This window comes from Chryseobacterium aquifrigidense, from assembly GCF_006716485.1.
In the GTDB taxonomy this organism is placed as follows: domain Bacteria; phylum Bacteroidota; class Bacteroidia; order Flavobacteriales; family Weeksellaceae; genus Chryseobacterium; species Chryseobacterium vietnamense.
This window is the reverse complement of record NZ_VFPD01000001.1, coordinates 583122-601294: the sequence shown is the minus strand read 5'-3', so window position 1 is coordinate 601294 and position 18173 is coordinate 583122. Positions and strand designations below refer to the sequence as shown.

The window sequence follows — 18173 nt, the reverse complement described above, 5'->3', positions numbered from 1 at the left end:
TTACCATTATCTATTGAAAACTGAATGTTAATTAACAAATTATATTGTCTTAAACACAATGATAATCGGAAAATTATTACTAACTTTAGTCATAACTTTAAACCAATTAACTATGTCACATATATTAGCTGGACTATTTGATTATCACAGCGACTACAAAAAACTGGAAAGTGATCTGGAAAATTCAGGATTTGAAAACTCAGATTACATTGTATACCTCAATGATGGTTCTGGTAATTCTCAATACCTGGCAAGCGTTACTGTAAATGATCTTAACCAGATTGATCTTGCACGGAGCGCATTTATTCAGAATGCTGCATTGAAATCATATCTGTTCGAAAATATGAATATCAATGAAACCAATTATGATACGATCAAAAGGTATATTGATGCAAGAAACAGGGCAGAAATTCACAGCAGCCCTGATATCAAAATCAAAACGTCAAGTGACGGTATGAATTCTGAAGTAAAATTCTAATCGATATAAAATCTAATAGCCGAAGATCCGCAGTGTATACTGCGGATCTTTTATGTTTGAAAAAACTAAAAAATTTCGTATTTTCGTCTAATTATAGGCATGTGCACAAATGAGCTACGATTTAGAACAAGAGAATAAAGAGATCCTTGCCAGATATAAGGACCTGATTTCTAACACATACAGAACATTGGATGAGGAAAACAATAAGCTCATCCGAAAGGCATTCGATATTGCGCTGGATGCCCACAAGGATCAAAGGAGAAAATCCGGAGAACCGTACATCTACCACCCTATTGCTGTTGCTAAAATTGTAGCAACAGAGATTGGTTTGGGAGCTACTTCTATTGCCTGTGCACTTTTGCACGATGTAATTGAAGATTCGGACTATACTTACGAAGACCTTAAAAAAATCTTTGGTGAAAAGATTGCCAATATCGTGAATGGACTGACCAAAATTTCCATCATGAACCATCAGAATATTTCTGTGCAGTCTGAAAACTACAGAAAACTGTTATTGACATTATCCGAGGATTTCAGGGTTATTCTGATTAAAATTGCAGACCGTCTTCATAATATGAGGACTCTGGAAAGCATGGCTCCGGATAAGCAGAAAAAAATTGCTTCAGAGACGGTTTATATCTATGCTCCAATGGCTCACCGTCTTGGGTTGTACAATATTAAATCCGAACTTGAAGATCTTTCCTTAAAATACAACAGCCCCGAAGTATATAACGAGATTACGGAGAAATTGGAACTGGCCAAGGAAAGCCGTGAAAGATATATCGAAGAGTTTAAGAAAGAAGTATCTGAGAGACTTCATGAAGAAGGTTTAAACTTTAAAATCAAAGGCCGTGCAAAAGCCATCTCTTCCATTTACAGAAAGATGCTGAAGCAGGGAGTTTCTTTTGAAGAGGTTTTTGATAATTACGCCATCAGGATTATTTACAAATCGGATGCGAAGAATGAAAAATTCCTGGCCTGGAAAATCTACTCCATTGTTACGGATGTATACCACAGTAACCCTTCCAGGATGCGTGACTGGATTACACAGCCCCGTTCTACAGGATATGAAAGTTTGCATTTAACCGTTTTAGGACCGGACAGAAAATGGATTGAAGTACAGATCCGTTCGGAAAGAATGGATGAAATTGCAGAAAAAGGAGTTGCTGCTCACTATAAGTATAAGGAAGGTTACAAACAAAGCTCTGATGACAGAAATTTTGAAAAATGGGTAACCGAAATCCGTGAAGTACTGGAACAACAGCAAAACCTTTCCACTTCGGAACTTTTAGATAATATTAAGCTTAATTTATATTCCAAAGAAGTATTTGTATTTACTCCGAAAGGCGAAATTAAAATCCTTCCCACTAATGCTACCGCCCTGGATTTTGCTTTCTCTGTCCACTCTGACCTGGGAATGAAATGTTTAGGTGCCAAAATCAATGGAAAACTGGTTCCTATTTCCTATATCCTTCAAAACGGAGATCAGGTAGATATTCTTTCTTCACAGAATCAGAAGCCAAAATCTGACTGGCTGGAATTCGTTGTGACTTCGAAAGCCAAATCCAAGATTAAAAGTTATCTGAACTCTCAGAAAAACCAATTGGTAGAAGAAGGAAAAGAAATTCTGCAGAGAAAACTTCGTCATGCAAAGATCAATTTTAATGATGAAGAAATTAATAAACTTCAGAAGTTCTTTAATTTAAAATCATCGCAGGAGCTCTTCCTTAAATTCCAGAGTAATGAACTGGATGTAAGCAGCCTGAGAAAATATATAGAAAGTAAAAACGTATTCAATAACCTACTTTCAAGATTCAGAAAATCGCCTAATAAAAATCAGCATTTTGAGGATCCAAAAGAGGAAAACCTTGACATGATTGTCTTTGGGAAGGACGAAGAGAAGCTTAACTACACCTATGCAAAATGCTGTACAGTAATTCCGGGAGACAAAATCTTCGGATTCATTACCATTTCAGACGGAATCAAGGTACATAGCGATAACTGCCCCAATGCCATCAATCTGAGAGCACAGTATGATTACCGTGTCATCCCTGCCAAGTGGGTGAATGCAGAAAGTTTCAAAAACAGAGTAAAAATTGAAATTGAAGGGCTTGACAGGATGGGTATGATTAACGATATCACCACTGTCATCAGTGGAAGTATGGGAATGGATATGAAAAGTATGTCTATTGAATCCAACAATGGTGTTTTCACAGGAAATATCAACCTCGAGGTCAAAAATAAAGGTCAGTTGGAAGAGACCTTTAAAAAACTTAAAAATATTAATGGTGTTTCAAGAGTGAGACGGGTACAATCGTAAACATGAATTTATCTCTTTATTTTAAAAAATTTTTCAACAACAGTCAGTCCTCAGGAATTATTCTTATTTTCTGTGTACTCATTTCATTGCTTATTGCCAACTCATCTGCTGCAGAGAACTTTCAGCATTTTTTAGACCAGGAAGTGGGAACTCATCTTTTTGGGTTGGAATATCCTGTCAGCATCTGGATCAATGACGGACTGATGGCTATATTTTTCCTTCTGGTAGGCCTTGAAATAAAACGTGAACTTGTAGAAGGTGAGCTTTCATCCTTTAAAAATGCCTCGCTTCCTATTTTTGCAGCAGTAGGCGGAATGCTTGTTCCTGCTGTAATCTACAGCATTTTCAATACGGGAACGGATTACAGCAATGGCTGGGGAATTCCTATGGCAACAGATATTGCATTTTCTCTGGCTATCATTTCGATGTTAGGTAAAAAGATTCCTAATTCTATCAAGATATTTTTGGCTGCATTAGCTATTGTAGATGATCTGGGAGCAATTTTAGTAATTGCCATTTTCTATACCGAACAAATCCACTGGAGCTATCTGCTGTTATCTTTTGGGGTAACTGCCCTGCTTTTTGTTTTAAACTTCTTAAAAGTTACCAAAACGGTATTTTATATCATTCCGGGATTGTTTTTATGGTATTTCCTTCATCATTCCGGAATTCATGCTACGATAGCAGGTGTTTTACTTGCCTTTTCAATACCTACCAATGCTTCGAATGTAGAAATTTCACCGCTGGAAAAACTGGAGCATCAGCTTCATATTCCGGTAAGTTTTCTGATCATGCCGATATTCGCTTTAACGAATACCAACATCACTTTTTCCAGTGAAATGGTGGCAGGAGTTACAAGTACATTAGGACTGGGAATTATCTGTGGATTGGTATTAGGTAAACTGATCGGGATCAACTTATTTTCATTGATTGCTATCAAATTAAAACTCAGTTCCCTACCTCAAAACAGCAACTGGCTTCAGATGATTGGTGTAGGATTGCTGGCCGGAATCGGGTTTACCATGTCTATTTTTATTGCATTGCTTTCTTTTAAGGGAGAAATTCATATACAGGATGAAGCGAAGTTTGCGATCCTGATTGCGTCCTTCATCGCTGCAATTGCAGGATTTACCATACTTAGTGTAAGCTCAAAAGAAAACCCTGAACTGGAAGAGAATTAATCTGCCTTCCGGTTCTCCAATTTTCTCTTGTGTTCCTCATCACTATCAAAGTCCGGTTCAGTGATCTGAGCATGATATTCTGAAGCTTCTTTCTTTATCTCATCAGACAGCAGCTTTTCTATTCTGACTTTTCGGATCGCCATATTCAGTTCATTTCCGAATAAAAGAAGATATACGTTTACATTCACCCAAACCATCAGTAGAATCATACTGCCAATGGAACCGTAAAGCACATTGTACCGTGCGATATCTTTTACATAAATAGCAAAAATATAAGTTGTCACCACAAAGAGTACTGTGGTCAGAATAGCCCCCGGAACCGCTTGGCGGAATCTTGTAATCTTCACCGTTCCCAACCAGTAAAATAGGGTCAGAAGTATAAAATAAAAAAGCGGAAAAGAAACAAACCCGATAATTTTTGAAAGGTTATCTACCAGCCAGGTTACATCATAAGCCGGAGTAAAAAGCTTCATTACAACCTCTGCATAATACACGCCGAACAGTGTTAAAAAAACGATGGTAATAAAGCCTATCGTGATAAAAAATGAAAGAATAAACTCTTTTACATCGCTTAATTTTTCATCTGTATTTTCATTAAACCCGTTAATCAGGGAAAATGTACCGTTCGTAGCAAAAACAAGAGCCAGAAGAATGGTCAGGTTACTGATTCCTTTCATGTTCGGAATAATATTGCTTACGATATATCCTTTTACATCTCCTTCCATGTTTGAAGGGAAAACATTATGCATCAGTACATCAAAAATATAAAACTGAAGCTCATCATATAGTGGCATATGTGGCAACACAGAAAGCAAAAACAGAATAAACGGAAACAGACTTATCGTAAAGCTCCAGGAAATAGCCGCCGCTTTTCTTCCTATTTTTCCTTTAAAAATCCCGGAGATATAGATCTGAAACATCTGCCAAAGCGATATTCCCAAAACAGGAATATGGATGCTGTCAAAAAAGTCTTGAATCTTTAAAATAAATTTAGGAACCTTTACACTCATCGATCTGTTTGTCTTTATACAAAGGTAGGGGAATTAAATTAAATAGGGAAAAGATAGGTGGCAGATGTTAGGTAGAAGGTGGCAGGTTTTATGGATTAGGAGGGAATTTGGGAGTTTGAGAGTGAGAGGGCTTTAGAGTTTAAGGTTTAAGGTAACCCGCAACTACTATAACTTGCAACCCGAAACCCGAAACCCAAAACAAACAACCTTGAATCCCGAAATTGCACCCAAAAAACCAGCAACAAATTAGCCGCGAAACCCTATCTTTGCACTCTGAAACTTCTTACAATGCGAATCAGCTTACTTTGTATCGGTAAAACGGATGATAAGGAAATTACTTCTTTAATCAATTATTATCTCAACCGTTTACCCAAACACTGGAATTTTGAAATCACAGAAATTCCGGATGTAAAAAATGCCAAAAACCTATCCTCTGATCTTCTTAAAAAGGAAGAAGCCAAATTGTTTTTAAACCATATTGATAAAAACGATCTTGTAATCATTCTCGATGAAAAAGGGAAACAGTTTACCAGCCGGGAATTTTCTCAAAAGATTGATACCTGGATGAATTCTTCTGTAAAGAAAGTACATATTCTGATTGGAGGAGCTTATGGCTTTGCTGAAGAAATATACAGCAGAGCTAATGAAAAAATGTCTTTATCCAAAATGACTTTTACCCATCAGATGATCCGTCTGTTTATTGTGGAACAGCTTTACCGCGCTGATCAGATTCTGCAGGGAAAACCTTATCATAACGATTAAAACAAAAAGGTATTATCTCAAAAGTCAAATAATTGGCTTTTGTCATTCTGACGAAGGAAGAATCTCATTGATAAACAGAAGTATGAGATTCTTCATTACATTTCTGAACTGCGTTCGCAGACTTTCAGTCTGTATTCAGAATGACATTTTGAAACAACCTCTTTTTTATTTCAGACTGATCTGCCTCTTCGCTTCACCCACTACAAAAGCAACGGAATTGGCAATATTAAAGCTCCTGATCAGTTTCGACATGGGAATGGTCAGATGATTTTCAAAACGGTCTAAAACCTCTTTACTTAACCCTACACTCTCCTTTCCGAAAACCAACCAGTCTCCGTCCTGAAAATCAGTTTCAAGATATGATTTTTCGGCATGTGAACTCATTAAAAAAACACGGGACTGATCAGGGATCTGCTGTATCCACTCTTCAATATCTGCATATTCAGAAACATCGAGATATACCCAGTAATCCAGTCCGGAACGTTTCAGATTTTTATCATTAATTACAAATCCAAACGGATGGATCAGGTGTAATCTGCTTTCGGTTCCTACACACAATCTGCCTATATTTCCTGTGTTATTGGGTATTTCAGGCTCTACAAGAACAATATTCAACATCTTTCTATCTCTTTATTCTTTTTTAGTATGGATGTATTCAAATGATTTGGATAAAATATTTCTTCATTTATTTTTTTGCACATTTAGTATAAGAATCCGTCAGGACTGCTTTTTCATAGCCTAAAGCAACTGCTTTATCCAGATTTTCACAAGCTTCTTTAATTTTGGAGGTGTCCATAAGAATCATAGCTTTGCTCACATAAGACTGGGCAAATTTCGGGTCTATAGAAATTGCTTTGTTGGCGTCTACCAGTGCTTCCTTATATTTTTTCATTTTAAAATAGACATCTGCTCTGCCATTATAAAGCAGTGATTCCGGTTTTTCAGCGAGAAGTTTATTATAATCTTTTAAAGCTCCGTCCAGGTCACCATTATTTTTTTTCAGATTGGCTAATCCTGTCTTTGCAAAAAGATTATCAGGAGCAAAAGTCAGAATCTGGTTAAGGTCCTTAATGGCAAGCTCTTTTTTTCCCTGACTGTCGTAAATTTTGGATCGTGTAAGATAGAGATCCGGAGTTTCAGCATTCACCTGAAGTCCTTTTTCTATATATTCCAAAGCTTTTACCTTATTTCCTTTCTGACTGTAAAGGGATGAAAGGTTGACGTATACAGAAACCGACAAGGGGTTTGCTTTCAGAGCGGAATCGTAGGATTTAAAAGCCTGAGTAGTTTTTCCAAGCCTTCTCTGAGATGTTCCAAGATAATCGTAATATTCCGACTGAAATTTTTGGATCTGTTCTTTTTCTGCCAGTTTTAAATATTGCTCTTCTGCACATTTATAATCAGCTTTGCTAAAACATTCTTCAGCCAGTTTTTTATCCTGGGCATAGAAATTAAGGGAAAAACAGAGGGAAGTTACTACCAGTAAAGTTTTTTTCATGAATTTATAGTTTGTTTGTTGACCACTTTTTTGGCGAGTGCACCAAATATCACTCCCAATAAAGATCCAACAAACGCCCCCACCAAAATATCTATCGGGAAATGCACTCCTAAATATATTCGGCTGTAGGAAACCACTATAGCCCACACAAATATAGCATATGGAAACCATTTAAGCTTATTTTTTAATAAAATACTTAAAAAGGATGCCAAAAAGAATGTATTGGAAGCATGCGCAGAATAAAAACCAAACTGTCCGCCGCATTTCACAATTCTCATGTGATGCTCCAGAGTAGGATCATGACAAGGTCTTAACCTCGCCACACCATATTTGAAGACACTGGCCAACTGATCAGAAACCGTTGCTCCAATAGCCAGAAATATAAGGATAAAAACTAATGATCTTAGTTTATGGTTTTTGTATAAAAAATAAAGAAATATAATATAAAGAGGCACCCAGATCCAGGTACTGGAAATCAGCATCCAAAACTGGTCAAAAGATGAATTCCCCAAATTATTAAGGTAAAGAAATACCTTTTTATCTTCCTGAATGATTTCCTCCATGGTTATCTGCTTACAGGTCCTTCGTAAGTCTCATCATCTGCAGGCTTCGGTTTTGGAGGCTCATTAGAAGCCACTGAAGAAGGTTCCGTCAGAATATCTTTCTGGATATCATTCATCGGGTTGAAATCCTTTGCAGCATCTTTTACCTTCTCAATCTCACGTTTGATTTCAGAAACAGGATTGTCTGTTTCTTTCATGATTTCAGTTTTAATGTCTTCCACTGCTCCACGCATTTTTCTAACGCCTGCACCTAAGTCACGCGCAATCTGGGGCAGCTTATCCGGACCGAATAATACAACGATTGCAATGGCAATGAGTGCCATTTCTCCAATGCTTAATTCCATGGTGTAAAATTACAAAAGATTATTGCATTTATAGACTGTAAACTAAAAATTTAAACAAATTTTAAGATTTTATAATGAAGTTCAAGATTCAAGGTTTAAAGTTTAAAGTTGGCGGCTGCATCTTACGAGTGACGGGTTGCAGGGTTATTTTGTTGCCGCTGCTCATTTTTTAGTTTCGGGGTTTAGTTTTTTTGTTACTGGTTCTTTTTGTTGCTGTTTAACCACAACTTTAAACCTTAAACATTGAACTTTAAACCCTCAAACCCTCCCATTCTCAAACTTAAAATCCTTGCTACCGGACATCTGCGACCTCACACCTCACCTATTAATTAACAAATATTTAATTCAAAATAATGAGAATTACGCAACAATTATGTATATTTATAATACACAACCAAACAAATATCAATTATGAAAAAACTAGTGACTACTTTCAAAGTTTTTGCCGTGTTGTCGGTATTGGCACTGCACAGCTGCCAGAATGAAAACAACGAAATGAACCAGCAGGAAACAATTCAGGCTAAGGTAACTGTAGATGATCTGAAAAAAGAGATCACTCCTTCTTCTTCTCAATCTGTTCCTGAAGCAGTACAAATTCAACTGAATGAATCGGGTAAAAATCTTGAAACTTATCTGAAAAATGATTTACAGATTGTTGGAGTGACTGTATTGGGAAAAATTTCGACCCAACAGGGAGCAGAGCTTTCCAAAAAGCTGATTACAGATAAAAATCAGTTCATTGCTTCCGGAAATATTATGGATCCGTCAACGGTAAAAATCGGAAAAGTTGGAGATTTGTATCATGGCGAGGATCTGACAACTGCACAACAAGGATTAAAAGAAGCCATCACCGAAGAACTAAAACCGGGTACCCAGGTTATGGAAGTAACATGGAATGGCAAAAGCGGAAAATTTACGACATTGTGTTTTTATGGTGATTCAGGAATTATCTGGGACAATATCTTCGGAGGTCTTGTGATGATGGACACCCGTGGACATTCAGAAGCATCTGACGAAGCTTCTAAAGTAGCTTCTAAATGGTATAAACAATGGTGGACAGCTAACTGGCTATGGGGTTCAAAGCGAGGTGAAGCCGGATATCAGATTACGATTTATTATTCCGGGTCTACCGTTTCCAATGCAGATGTAAGCGACTGGGGATATATCAGTTTAGGAAAAGCAAAAAGCGAAAGCAAGATCACAAAAAGAACCGGAGCCTACGGTCAGTGTCGTTATGCCCTGGGACTTTGTACCCCTACAGGTTCTTTGAGCTTTAATTCTACTAATTTTTCCGTATCATTCTCCGGATTGGGCAGTAATATTGTAAGTAACGGGACAAAATCACTTTATCCATAATTTTCATAAAAATCAGATTTAATCAAAACGGGAAGCTCGCTGAGCTTCCCGTTTATTGTATTGATAAGTTCTACCAGATTCTGACTTTCGACTTCAATGCATCTATTGCATTCTCTTTAAGTCCAAAGGTATTAATCAGTATTTCATAGAGCTGTACATCGTTTTCTATTGTTATAGATTCTTTTTCACCATCAGCGGAGCGTATATTCAGTATATGATCTGTGTAGGTATAGCGGGCATTCTCATCTACTTTTGAAAGAATCAGTCTGTTCTTAAAATGGGAATCCGGATGGGTAGACAGATACCAGTTGGAAATATCCAGATCAATGGGTTCTACATGCTCAGGAATAAATCGGTACACCGGAAGCCATTGCTCCTTCCACATCCAAAGTGTGTAGGTTTCTTCTTTATGGGAAACTTTAAATATTCCGTTGGGTGTCTGCTGCTGATCTTCTTCGTTTAAAAGTATGGGTGAAGTAAGGGTAGCTGTTCCGAATCCGCAATCTACCACATACTGTTTTCCTTCAAAATCAACAATAAGTAAAAGATGAGTCTGTGCAGCACTACTGTCTTCCTGTCTTCCCCACACTACCCTTCCAAGCTGAAGCTTTACATTGAATCCTACTGTTTTTAAAACTTCACTTAAAAGCAGATTTTGTTCATAGCAATATCCACCTCTGGATTCCATAACCAGTTTTCTGAAAATATCATCTAACTGCAAAGAAGGAACAGTTCCAGTATAAGAATCAATATTCTCAAAGGGAATATATTTGGGATGGAGCTGATGTATTCTTTTCAATGTTTCCATACTCAATTCCGGAGTTCCGGAGAAATGAATCCGTTCAAAATACTTTTCCAGATCTGATGTATTCATAATTTGGTTTTTTCTGTTTCAAAAATGAGTAAAGCGATTTTACTCCTGTAAAATTATTGAAAGATGTAACCTAAAACCGCCTATATCTCATCAATAGAACAAATCTATGGCTTATGAAAATCTTTTTCCGAGGTTAGATCAACTAAATTTTTATTTTTTTTCTGAAAAGCCGAATACGTAATTACCACACTGATCGCCATTAAAATAAAAGCCAAGAAGAAAGGTGCACCGGAAAATTTGAACGGTGCTTCATCATGGGTAAAATAGTAAAACAAATTGGTCATCATAGGAGGACCGATAATGGATGTGGCACTCATTAAACTCGTTAATGCTCCCTGAAGTTCTCCCTGTTCATTGGAAGGTACACTTTTCGTAATGACAGATTGTAAAGCGGGTCCGCAGATTCCTCCTAAACAGTATGGCACCAAAAATACAAACATCATCCAGCCTTCTGAAGCGAAAGCAAACAAGAGCATTCCAACTGCATAGAAAGCCAGTCCGTAATAAATACTTTTTTGCTCACCCAATCTTGGTGTCGTATATCTGATAAGTCCGCCCTGTACAAGACCTACCAGCAAACCTACTACTCCTAATGAGATGCCCACCATTCTTTCTGTCCAGCTGAATTTATACATCGTAAAGAAACTCCAGTTACTCTGTACAGCATGACCTGCAATGTAGATTAATATCAACGAAACAATCAAGCCGGAAATTTCAGGATGCTTACCTAAAAATTTAAATGAACCAATAGGATTGGCACGTTTCCAGTCGAATTCTCTTCTTTTATCTTTATCCAAACTTTCAGGAAGGATAAAGTATCCGTAAAGGAAATTCAGCAAACACAAGCCTGCAGCAGCATAGAAAGGAACTCTCGCTCCATAATGTCCAAGAACTCCGCCCAGAACCGGTCCAATGATAAATCCAAGTCCAAAAGCAGCCCCTATCAAACCAAAATTCTTAGCCCGGTCTTCATCAGTGGAAATATCAGCAATATAAGCACTGGCCGTGGTGACACTTGCTCCTGTAATCCCTGCAATGATCCTTCCCAAAAACAACCACCAGATGGTTGGAGCCAGGGCAAGGAAAATATAATCTACTGCAAATCCGAAAAGGGAAATCAGAATAACGGGTCTTCTTCCGTATTTATCACTAAGATTTCCTACTAAAGGAGAAAATATAAATTGTGTAAATGCATAGGCAAATCCCAGCCAGCCGCCATACTTTGCAGCTTCACTAATATCTGCGTGAATAAGTTCCTCAATTAATTTCGGAACAACGGGAATGATGATCCCCCATCCCGTAATATCGATCAGTAAAGTAATAAATATGAAGCCTATAGCCGCTTTTTTCTTTGAATTTTCCATGATGGTGCAAAATTAATCAAATCTGAAAAATAATGATTCTAAATTATGAATAGTTAATATGAATACTAAAAAAATGTAAAGCCAATAGGATCATAAATAGCTGATCGTGATTTTTTTGACTTTGACCTTAAAAAAAGGCCGTTTCTTTCGAAACGGCCTTTACTAATTTATTGTAGTTTGTATTACTTTGAAGCAAGTTCTTCTTTTGAAGAAGTGGATTTCCCATGTACCTCTTCTTCTTTTCCTGTTTTAAGGAAGTCGTAAGCAATTGCAGACGCAATAAAGATGGATGAGTAAGTACCGAATCCAATACCGATTAACATGGCAAACATGAATCCTCTTAAGTTATCACCTCCGAAGATAAAGATCGCAAGGATCACCAAAATCGTAGTGAATGAGGTGTTAAATGTTCTACCCAATGTACTTGAAATAGAGTCATCAAACAGACCTGCTAATGTTAAAGATTTTTTCTCTCTCAGGTATTCTCTAATTCTGTCGAAGATAATTACGGTATCGTTGATTGAATAACCCAATACTGTAAGGATCGCCGCGATGAAATCCTGATTGATCTCCATGTTGAACGGCATATATTTGTGAAGCAATGAATATGCTCCTAAAATAATTACCGCATCGTGGAATAGAGCAGCAACCGCTCCAAGAGAGAACTGCCATTTTCTAAATCTTACCAGGATATAAATGAAGATCATTGCTAAAGCAGCTAATACAGCATAGATACCGTGAGTCTGGATATCATCAGCAACAGAAGGTCCTACTTTCTCAGAAGAAATAATTCCTGCGTGGTCTTTATCAGCAGATTTGAAATCTTTCAATGTAGTTCCTGCCGGTAAATTTGATTTTAAACCTTCAAATAATTTCTGTTCGATAATCTGGTCAGCCTTTAAAGATTCATCCTCGATAAGATAATCTGTAGAAATCTTTAATTGTTTGTTGTTTCCGAAAGTTTTAGCTTCCACAGAAGAGTTTTTACCATCTTCAGTTTTGAATAGTGCTACTAATTTTTCTTCAACATCTTCAGCTTTTACGTCTTTATCAAATCTTACAACATAGTTTCTACCACCGGTAAAGTCGATACCGTATTTGAAACCGTGCGTTGCGATGGAAATCACACAAATAACTGTAAGAACAGCAGAAACGATGTAAGCATATTTTCTCTTTCCGATGAAATCGATCCAGGTATTTCTGAACAGATTTTTCGTAGCCGGAGTCCAGACAGAAAGTCCTTTTCCTTTATTTAATCTGGAGAAGATCATTACTCTTGAAAGCAATACAGACGTGAATAATGTCATTAAAATACCGATCATCAACGTCAATGCAAAACCTTTAATAGGTCCTGTTCCGAAGAAGAACAACACAACTGCCGTTAGGAAAGTCGTGGTGTGACCATCAATAATCGCATTTAATGCATGTTTGAAACCATCTTTGTAAGCTTCAAGAATACTTTTCCCCGCGAATAATTCTTCTTTAGTTCTTTCATAAATGATAACGTTCGTATCGACCGCTACTGCCATCGTAAGAACGATACCCGCGATACCTGGAAGCGTAAGGGTAAAGTCACCCGAATCCATAATACCGAAAATATAGAATAAGTTGATCACCATTGCAATTACCGCATATACACCAGCCCCACCGTAGTAGAAAATGATATAAACAATGATAATAGCGAATGCAATGATAAACGACATTAAACCAGAATCAATAGCCTCTTGTCCTAAAGATGGACCTACAACGGTAGCCTGAACTACTTTTGCACCTGCAGGCAATTTACCAGCACCTAACACGTCTACCAGTTCTTTAGCTTCTTCCTGAGAGAAGTTACCAGAGATCTGAGTTCTACCGTTAGGGATAGCACCTACAACGTTAGGAGCTGTGTATACTCTGTTATCAAGAGTTACTGCAACCGGTTTTCCAACATTTTTCTCAGTTAATGTTTTCCACTCTTTTGCTCCTTTAGAGTCCATCTGCATATCTACCACTACTCTGCTTAGTTCATCGTAGCTGATATTTGCAGTTTCAACAGCACCGTCTACCGGAGCTTTCTGGTTGATGTTACCTCTGATCGCATACAATACCAAGCTTTCGCTATCTGTAGCTTCAGGTTTGTAACCCCACATGAACTGTGTATATTTAATGTTAGACGGACGTAAAGACTGACCTACTTTGCTGTTTAAGATTTTGTTTACAACTGCAGTATCAGATAGTTTTACGTTAGCAACACCATTTGTTCTTAATTTGTCAAGCTGTAAAAGGCTCATGAAGTTCACATTCTTTGCCACTCCCATAGAATCTCCTTTTGTAGCAACCATAGTTGTCAAAGTCTGGAAATAAGGCGCAATTTCAGGAACCTGCTGTACTTCCCAGAACTGAAGTTTTGCAGAAGTCTGAAGCATTTTCTTCACTTTATCGATGTCCTTCATACCAGGCATTTCCACGGAAATTCTAGCTGTACCAGGTACTCTCTGAACGTTTGGCTGGATGGCTCCAAGCTTGTCAATTCTCGTTCTGATTACCTCGAAAGCTGTTCCTACAGATGCATCGATTTTTCTTTTAACAATGCTTTTCACCTGCTCATCAGGAGTGTTGTACTTCACCTCAGTAAGGGTTGTATTTCCGAAAATTTCCGGATCTGCCAACTTAAGGTTTGCCCCTTTAGCTTTGTTAATTACATCGAACTGCTCGAAGAAGTTGTCGATGTAAGGTTTAGTAGAATTCTTCTGTGCTTCATCAGTTTTGTTTAAAGCCTCGATAAGAACAGGATTTGTAGAATAATTGGTTAAATCATTTACAAGATCTCTTTGGTTGATTTCCAAAAGAACGTTGATCCCACCTTTCAAGTCAAGACCAAGTTTCATTTCCTTGTCTTTGGCTTTAGTGTAATAAAGTTTTGTGAATCCTAAATTCAAAGTATCCTTAGAAAGTCTTGCGATTTCTTTTTGATACTTCTCCGGATTGTCTCCTGCAATAGCAGTCGCCTGCTTTTCAATTTTGCTGGCGTACCATGTTGGTAATAGCTCGTTTAAGCAAATCAACCCTAGTACAATAGCGACAATTGTAATAAGTCCTTTTCCTTGCATTTTGTTATAACTACGTTAAATTAAGTCGGCAAATATAATGATTTTCTTGTATTTTATGAATTTTTAACAACAGAAATGGTTTATTTCCAGATATATTGGTGTTGTGATTTCTATTTAAGATTTAACAATTTTTTCATACTATCATAATGAAGTCTTCAAAACTGATTGGTATAAAATTTTCATTTACTTTTCCAACACACTAACTCTCAAAATATTATGAAAAAATTACTTTTTTGCATCAGTATTTTTTCTTCCTTAATTGTTAATTCTCAAAGTATTAATTTGGAAGAATTTGTCACAGGACTTACAAGCCCTGTAGAGATTACGAACGCCAATGACAGCCGTCTTTTTGTTGTTCAACAGGATGGCATCATTAAAATTATTCAACCCAACGGGACAATTAACCCAACTCATTTTCTGAATATCGGATCGAAAATTATTTTTGGCGGCGAAAGAGGTCTTCTTGGCCTTGCATTCCATCCTCAATACTCTGCTAACGGGTATTTTTTTGTGTATTATAATAATCCTGCAGGAAATATTATTGTGGCCAGATACAGCGTAAGTTCAACAAATCCGGATGTAGCTGATCCTGCTTCAGAAAAAATACTGCTGAATATTCCCAAACCATTCGACAATCACAATGGAGGAAGCATTCATTTTGCCCCTGACGGAAAACTCTGGATCATCACCGGAGACGGAGGCAGCGGTGGTGACCCGAATAATAATGCTCAAAACAAAAACTCCTTACTGGGTAAAATGCTGAGAATAGACGTAGACGCTACAGGCCCTTATAATATTCCGCCTGATAATCCTTTTGCAGGAGCCGGAGTGGATGGTGCAGACGAAATATGGGCTTACGGGCTTAGAAATGCCTGGAAATTTTCTTTTGATCTGACGACAGGCAATGCGATGATAGCTGATGTTGGACAGGGAGCAATAGAAGAAATCAATAAAATGCCCATTACGCAGGCTGGTTTAAACTATGGCTGGCGCTGTTATGAAGGTAATAATATATACAATCCGGCAGGATGCGCTGCGCAGTCTACCATGACCTTTCCTGTCGCTGTATACGACCATTCCGGAGGGAAATGTTCCATCACGGGTGGATATGTGTACAGAGGAACTCAGTATCCGTCACTTCAGGGAAAATACTTTTTTGCAGATTATTGTTCTACCCAGATCGGAATTCTGGACAGCAATAATGCCATCACATGGACTACTCCTTATTCAGGAAATAATTTTTCTACTTTCGGAGAAGATTATCAAAAAGGATTATACGTAGCAGCCGTAAACAGTGGAAAAATTTTTAAAATATCCACAGGAACTCTAGGAACCCAGGAAAATACTTTAGGAACAATAAAAATTTATCCAAATCCTGCTTCCAAAGAAGTTTTCATTGATGGGGTTAAAGATAAAAAAACCGCATTGGAAATCATCAGTGCAGAAGGAAGAAAAGTTATGGAAACGGATCAGATCTCTAATGGTAAAGGCATTGATATATCAGGAATTCCTTCGGGAGTATACTATATCAATCTGAAATCCGGGGAACTGAAATCATATAGTCAGAAATTGATTATCAAATAGTAATAGCTGGTTTTAAACGCATACGAAACGTAAAGGTTTTTAAATTCTGTGAAAAAGGATCGCAAAGGCGCTTCACTAAGCAAAAAACATTGGATATTTCTTAAACTATTAAGAAGGATTTAAGCATTAAAGCATAGTTAAGTTAAGATAAATTATTCTGATTTTTAAGCTTAAAGCGAAGCTCATTTTAATACTCTAAATACCTTAATGCAATCTTAATGTTTCAAAAAAGTTTAAACAAGTTCAAAATAAGTCTACAGGTCAATAAAAAAGCGGTTCAATCTGAACCGCTTTTATTTATATTGTCATGGAGAAAATCCTTGTTTCAGGTTTATTTCTCATCATTCTAAGGTCAAAAACCATTGCTACATTTCTTGTGAATGCTCTACCTGCTTCTGTGATTTTAACTTCAGTTCCGTTGATTTCAACCAAACCGTCATTTTCCATTTCTTTCAGCATTTCCAGTGCATTATCAAGCTCAGGGAAAGAATTGTTTATATCAAAAGTGGTTTCAAGCTGACACATCAGATTCAGAATATGTCTTCTTACCGTAAGATCCTCATCGCTCAGAACGTGTCCTTTTACTACAGGAATTTTACCTTCTTCAACCATTTTCTGATATTCTTCAACCGTTTTTACATTCTGGGCAAAAGCATACCATGAATCTGATATCGCAGACATACCAAGTCCTACCATCAGCTGGGTATTACTTGAAGTATAGCCCATGAAATTTCTGTGAAGTTTTTTATGAATCAAAGACTGATACAGATCGTCGTGCTCAAGAGAGAAGTGATCCATCCCTACTTCAATATATCCTAAATCCTGAAGAAGCTTCTTTCCATCTTCATACAAACGGCGTTTTTCTTCTCCACTCGGAAGATCATTTTCGTCAAATCCTCTCTGTCCTACCCCTTTCACCCATGGAACGTGTGCATAAGAATAAAATGCAAGTCTATCCGGCTTCAGCTCCATTGTCTTTCTGATCGTGTGTTCCATTGCTTCCCAATTCTGGTGTGGCAATCCGAAAACCAGATCATGGCTGATTCCTCTATAGCCGATTTCCTTAGCCCATTCTGTAACATTTTTTACATTTTCAAAAGGCTGGATTCTGTTGATCGCTTTCTGTACTTTAGGATCATAATCCTGAACTCCAAAGCTTACTCTTCTGAAACCAAGATCATACAAAGTCTGAAGATGCTCTTTAGTCGTATTATTTGGGTGCCCTTCAAAAGAAAATTCCGGATGTTCTGCAATATCAACCGATGAAAAAATACCCTCCAACAATGTTCTCAAATTCTCAGGAGAGAAAAACGTAGGGGTACCACCACCAAGGTGTAATTCTTTCAGCTTAGGTCTTTCGTTGAAAAGATCAAGATACAATTTCCATTCTTTTAAAACACTTTCCAGATAAGGAACTTCAACACTGTGCTGTTTCGTAATACGCTTATGGCATGCACAGAATGTACACAATGCCTCACAGAAAGGCAAATGGATATAAATAGAAATCCCCTCCTCTGCATTGCTCTCATGAAAAGATCTTATTACAGTTTCCTTCCAATGTTCCGGTGAAAATGTTGATTCATCCCAATATGGAACGGTAGGATAAGAAGTGTAACGCGGTCCGGGAATATTATACTTATCTATTAAAGAGTTCATTTTGAAAATTAAAATTTTATAAGGTATGAAATTTAACATAATTAAAATTCCACTCTACAAAATTAACCATTAGTTATGAATTTTAACCTAT

15 protein-coding genes are annotated in these 18173 nt (G+C 37.3%); 6 read left to right on the top strand and 9 right to left on the bottom strand.

Translation table 11 applies throughout. The annotated features are described in order from the left end of the window. Nucleotides 1-112: 112 nt before the first annotated feature. The 3 genes from FB551_RS02635 (at nucleotide 113) to nhaA (ending at nucleotide 3979) form a co-directional block, all read left to right on the top strand. The gene (locus FB551_RS02635; RefSeq protein WP_047431902.1) at nucleotides 113-478 is read left to right on the top strand and encodes a hypothetical protein; all 366 of its coding nucleotides are present in this window, start codon (nucleotides 113-115) and stop codon (nucleotides 476-478) included. A gap of 109 nt (nucleotides 479-587) precedes the next feature. Further along, nucleotides 588-2798 (top strand): RelA/SpoT family protein, encoded by a 2211-nt coding sequence (locus FB551_RS02630; protein WP_047431903.1) that lies wholly within the window; start codon nucleotides 588-590, stop codon nucleotides 2796-2798. Between the two features lie 2 nt (nucleotides 2799-2800). Next, nucleotides 2801-3979, top strand: coding sequence for a Na+/H+ antiporter NhaA (nhaA, locus tag FB551_RS02625; protein ID WP_047431906.1), 1179 nt, complete (start codon nucleotides 2801-2803; stop codon nucleotides 3977-3979). On the opposite strand, the gene FB551_RS02620 is transcribed toward nhaA, so the two are convergent. Beyond that, the gene (locus tag FB551_RS02620; protein ID WP_047431908.1) at nucleotides 3976-4989 is read right to left on the bottom strand and encodes a YihY/virulence factor BrkB family protein; all 1014 of its coding nucleotides are present in this window, start codon (nucleotides 4987-4989) and stop codon (nucleotides 3976-3978) included. The genes nhaA and FB551_RS02620 overlap by 4 nt on opposite strands. A 288-nt stretch (nucleotides 4990-5277) precedes the next feature. Here FB551_RS02620 and FB551_RS02615 point away from each other — a divergent pair, with 288 nt between their 5' ends. Next, nucleotides 5278-5751 (top strand): 23S rRNA (pseudouridine(1915)-N(3))-methyltransferase RlmH, encoded by a 474-nt coding sequence (locus FB551_RS02615; RefSeq protein ID WP_047431911.1) that lies wholly within the window; start codon nucleotides 5278-5280, stop codon nucleotides 5749-5751. Between the two features lie 165 nt (nucleotides 5752-5916). Here the strand turns inward: FB551_RS02615 and FB551_RS02610 are convergent, their stop codons facing one another. The 4 genes from FB551_RS02610 to FB551_RS02595 all read right to left on the bottom strand — a co-directional run bounded on the left by FB551_RS02610 (nucleotide 5917) and on the right by FB551_RS02595 (nucleotide 8156). After that, on the bottom strand, nucleotides 5917-6369 hold the full coding sequence (locus tag FB551_RS02610; RefSeq protein ID WP_142014697.1) for a tRNA (cytidine(34)-2'-O)-methyltransferase: 453 nt from the start codon (nucleotides 6367-6369) through the stop codon (nucleotides 5917-5919). Nucleotides 6370-6436: 67 nt separating this feature from the next. Further along, nucleotides 6437-7249 (bottom strand): tetratricopeptide repeat protein, encoded by an 813-nt coding sequence (locus tag FB551_RS02605; RefSeq protein WP_047431916.1) that lies wholly within the window; start codon nucleotides 7247-7249, stop codon nucleotides 6437-6439. Further along, entirely contained in the window at nucleotides 7246-7812 is a 567-nt protein-coding gene (locus FB551_RS02600; protein WP_142014694.1) for a phosphatase PAP2 family protein, read from the bottom strand. The genes FB551_RS02605 and FB551_RS02600 overlap by 4 nt, the downstream gene beginning before the upstream one ends. A 2-nt stretch (nucleotides 7813-7814) precedes the next feature. Then, nucleotides 7815-8156 (bottom strand): Sec-independent protein translocase subunit TatA/TatB, encoded by a 342-nt coding sequence (locus FB551_RS02595; RefSeq protein ID WP_034696279.1) that lies wholly within the window; start codon nucleotides 8154-8156, stop codon nucleotides 7815-7817. Nucleotides 8157-8567: 411 nt separating this feature from the next. On the opposite strand from FB551_RS02595, the gene FB551_RS02590 reads away from it, so the two are divergent. Continuing rightward, entirely contained in the window at nucleotides 8568-9512 is a 945-nt protein-coding gene (locus FB551_RS02590; RefSeq protein WP_142014691.1) for a hypothetical protein, read from the top strand. Between the two features lie 70 nt (nucleotides 9513-9582). Here the strand turns inward: FB551_RS02590 and FB551_RS02585 are convergent, their stop codons facing one another. The 3 genes from FB551_RS02585 to secD form a co-directional block, all read right to left on the bottom strand. Beyond that, entirely contained in the window at nucleotides 9583-10386 is an 804-nt protein-coding gene (locus tag FB551_RS02585; protein ID WP_052186992.1) for an arylamine N-acetyltransferase family protein, read from the bottom strand. 104 nt (nucleotides 10387-10490) lie between these two features. Beyond that, the gene (locus FB551_RS02580; protein ID WP_047431931.1) at nucleotides 10491-11750 is read right to left on the bottom strand and encodes a TCR/Tet family MFS transporter; all 1260 of its coding nucleotides are present in this window, start codon (nucleotides 11748-11750) and stop codon (nucleotides 10491-10493) included. Between the two features lie 182 nt (nucleotides 11751-11932). Continuing rightward, a complete protein-coding gene (gene secD / locus FB551_RS02575; RefSeq protein ID WP_142014689.1) occupies nucleotides 11933-14842 on the bottom strand; it encodes a protein translocase subunit SecD in 2910 nt (969 codons plus the stop codon). Between the two features lie 216 nt (nucleotides 14843-15058). On the opposite strand from secD, the gene FB551_RS02570 reads away from it, so the two are divergent. Further along, a complete protein-coding gene (locus FB551_RS02570; protein ID WP_142014686.1) occupies nucleotides 15059-16426 on the top strand; it encodes a PQQ-dependent sugar dehydrogenase in 1368 nt (455 codons plus the stop codon). 297 nt (nucleotides 16427-16723) lie between these two features. On the opposite strand, the gene hemN is transcribed toward FB551_RS02570, so the two are convergent. Beyond that, entirely contained in the window at nucleotides 16724-18082 is a 1359-nt protein-coding gene (hemN, locus tag FB551_RS02565) for an oxygen-independent coproporphyrinogen III oxidase (protein ID WP_047431939.1), read from the bottom strand. Nucleotides 18083-18173 lie beyond the last annotated feature (91 nt).

Bases quoted from the DNA above. Each gene is read 5' to 3' on its own strand.
- FB551_RS02635 (WP_047431902.1), top strand. From the start codon at position 113: ATGTCACATATATTAGCTGGACTATTTGATTATCACAGCGACTACAAA.
- FB551_RS02630 (WP_047431903.1), top strand. From the start codon at position 588: ATGAGCTACGATTTAGAACAAGAGAATAAAGAGATCCTTGCCAGATAT.
- nhaA (WP_047431906.1), top strand. From the start codon at position 2,801: ATGAATTTATCTCTTTATTTTAAAAAATTTTTCAACAACAGTCAGTCC.
- FB551_RS02620 (WP_047431908.1), bottom strand. From the start codon at position 4,989: ATGAGTGTAAAGGTTCCTAAATTTATTTTAAAGATTCAAGACTTTTTT.
- FB551_RS02615 (WP_047431911.1), top strand. From the start codon at position 5,278: ATGCGAATCAGCTTACTTTGTATCGGTAAAACGGATGATAAGGAAATT.
- FB551_RS02610 (WP_142014697.1), bottom strand. From the start codon at position 6,369: ATGTTGAATATTGTTCTTGTAGAGCCTGAAATACCCAATAACACAGGA.
- FB551_RS02605 (WP_047431916.1), bottom strand. From the start codon at position 7,249: ATGAAAAAAACTTTACTGGTAGTAACTTCCCTCTGTTTTTCCCTTAAT.
- FB551_RS02600 (WP_142014694.1), bottom strand. From the start codon at position 7,812: ATGGAGGAAATCATTCAGGAAGATAAAAAGGTATTTCTTTACCTTAAT.
- FB551_RS02595 (WP_034696279.1), bottom strand. From the start codon at position 8,156: ATGGAATTAAGCATTGGAGAAATGGCACTCATTGCCATTGCAATCGTT.
- FB551_RS02590 (WP_142014691.1), top strand. From the start codon at position 8,568: ATGAAAAAACTAGTGACTACTTTCAAAGTTTTTGCCGTGTTGTCGGTA.
- FB551_RS02585 (WP_052186992.1), bottom strand. From the start codon at position 10,386: ATGAATACATCAGATCTGGAAAAGTATTTTGAACGGATTCATTTCTCC.
- FB551_RS02580 (WP_047431931.1), bottom strand. From the start codon at position 11,750: ATGGAAAATTCAAAGAAAAAAGCGGCTATAGGCTTCATATTTATTACT.
- secD (WP_142014689.1), bottom strand. From the start codon at position 14,842: ATGCAAGGAAAAGGACTTATTACAATTGTCGCTATTGTACTAGGGTTG.
- FB551_RS02570 (WP_142014686.1), top strand. From the start codon at position 15,059: ATGAAAAAATTACTTTTTTGCATCAGTATTTTTTCTTCCTTAATTGTT.
- hemN (WP_047431939.1), bottom strand. From the start codon at position 18,082: ATGAACTCTTTAATAGATAAGTATAATATTCCCGGACCGCGTTACACT.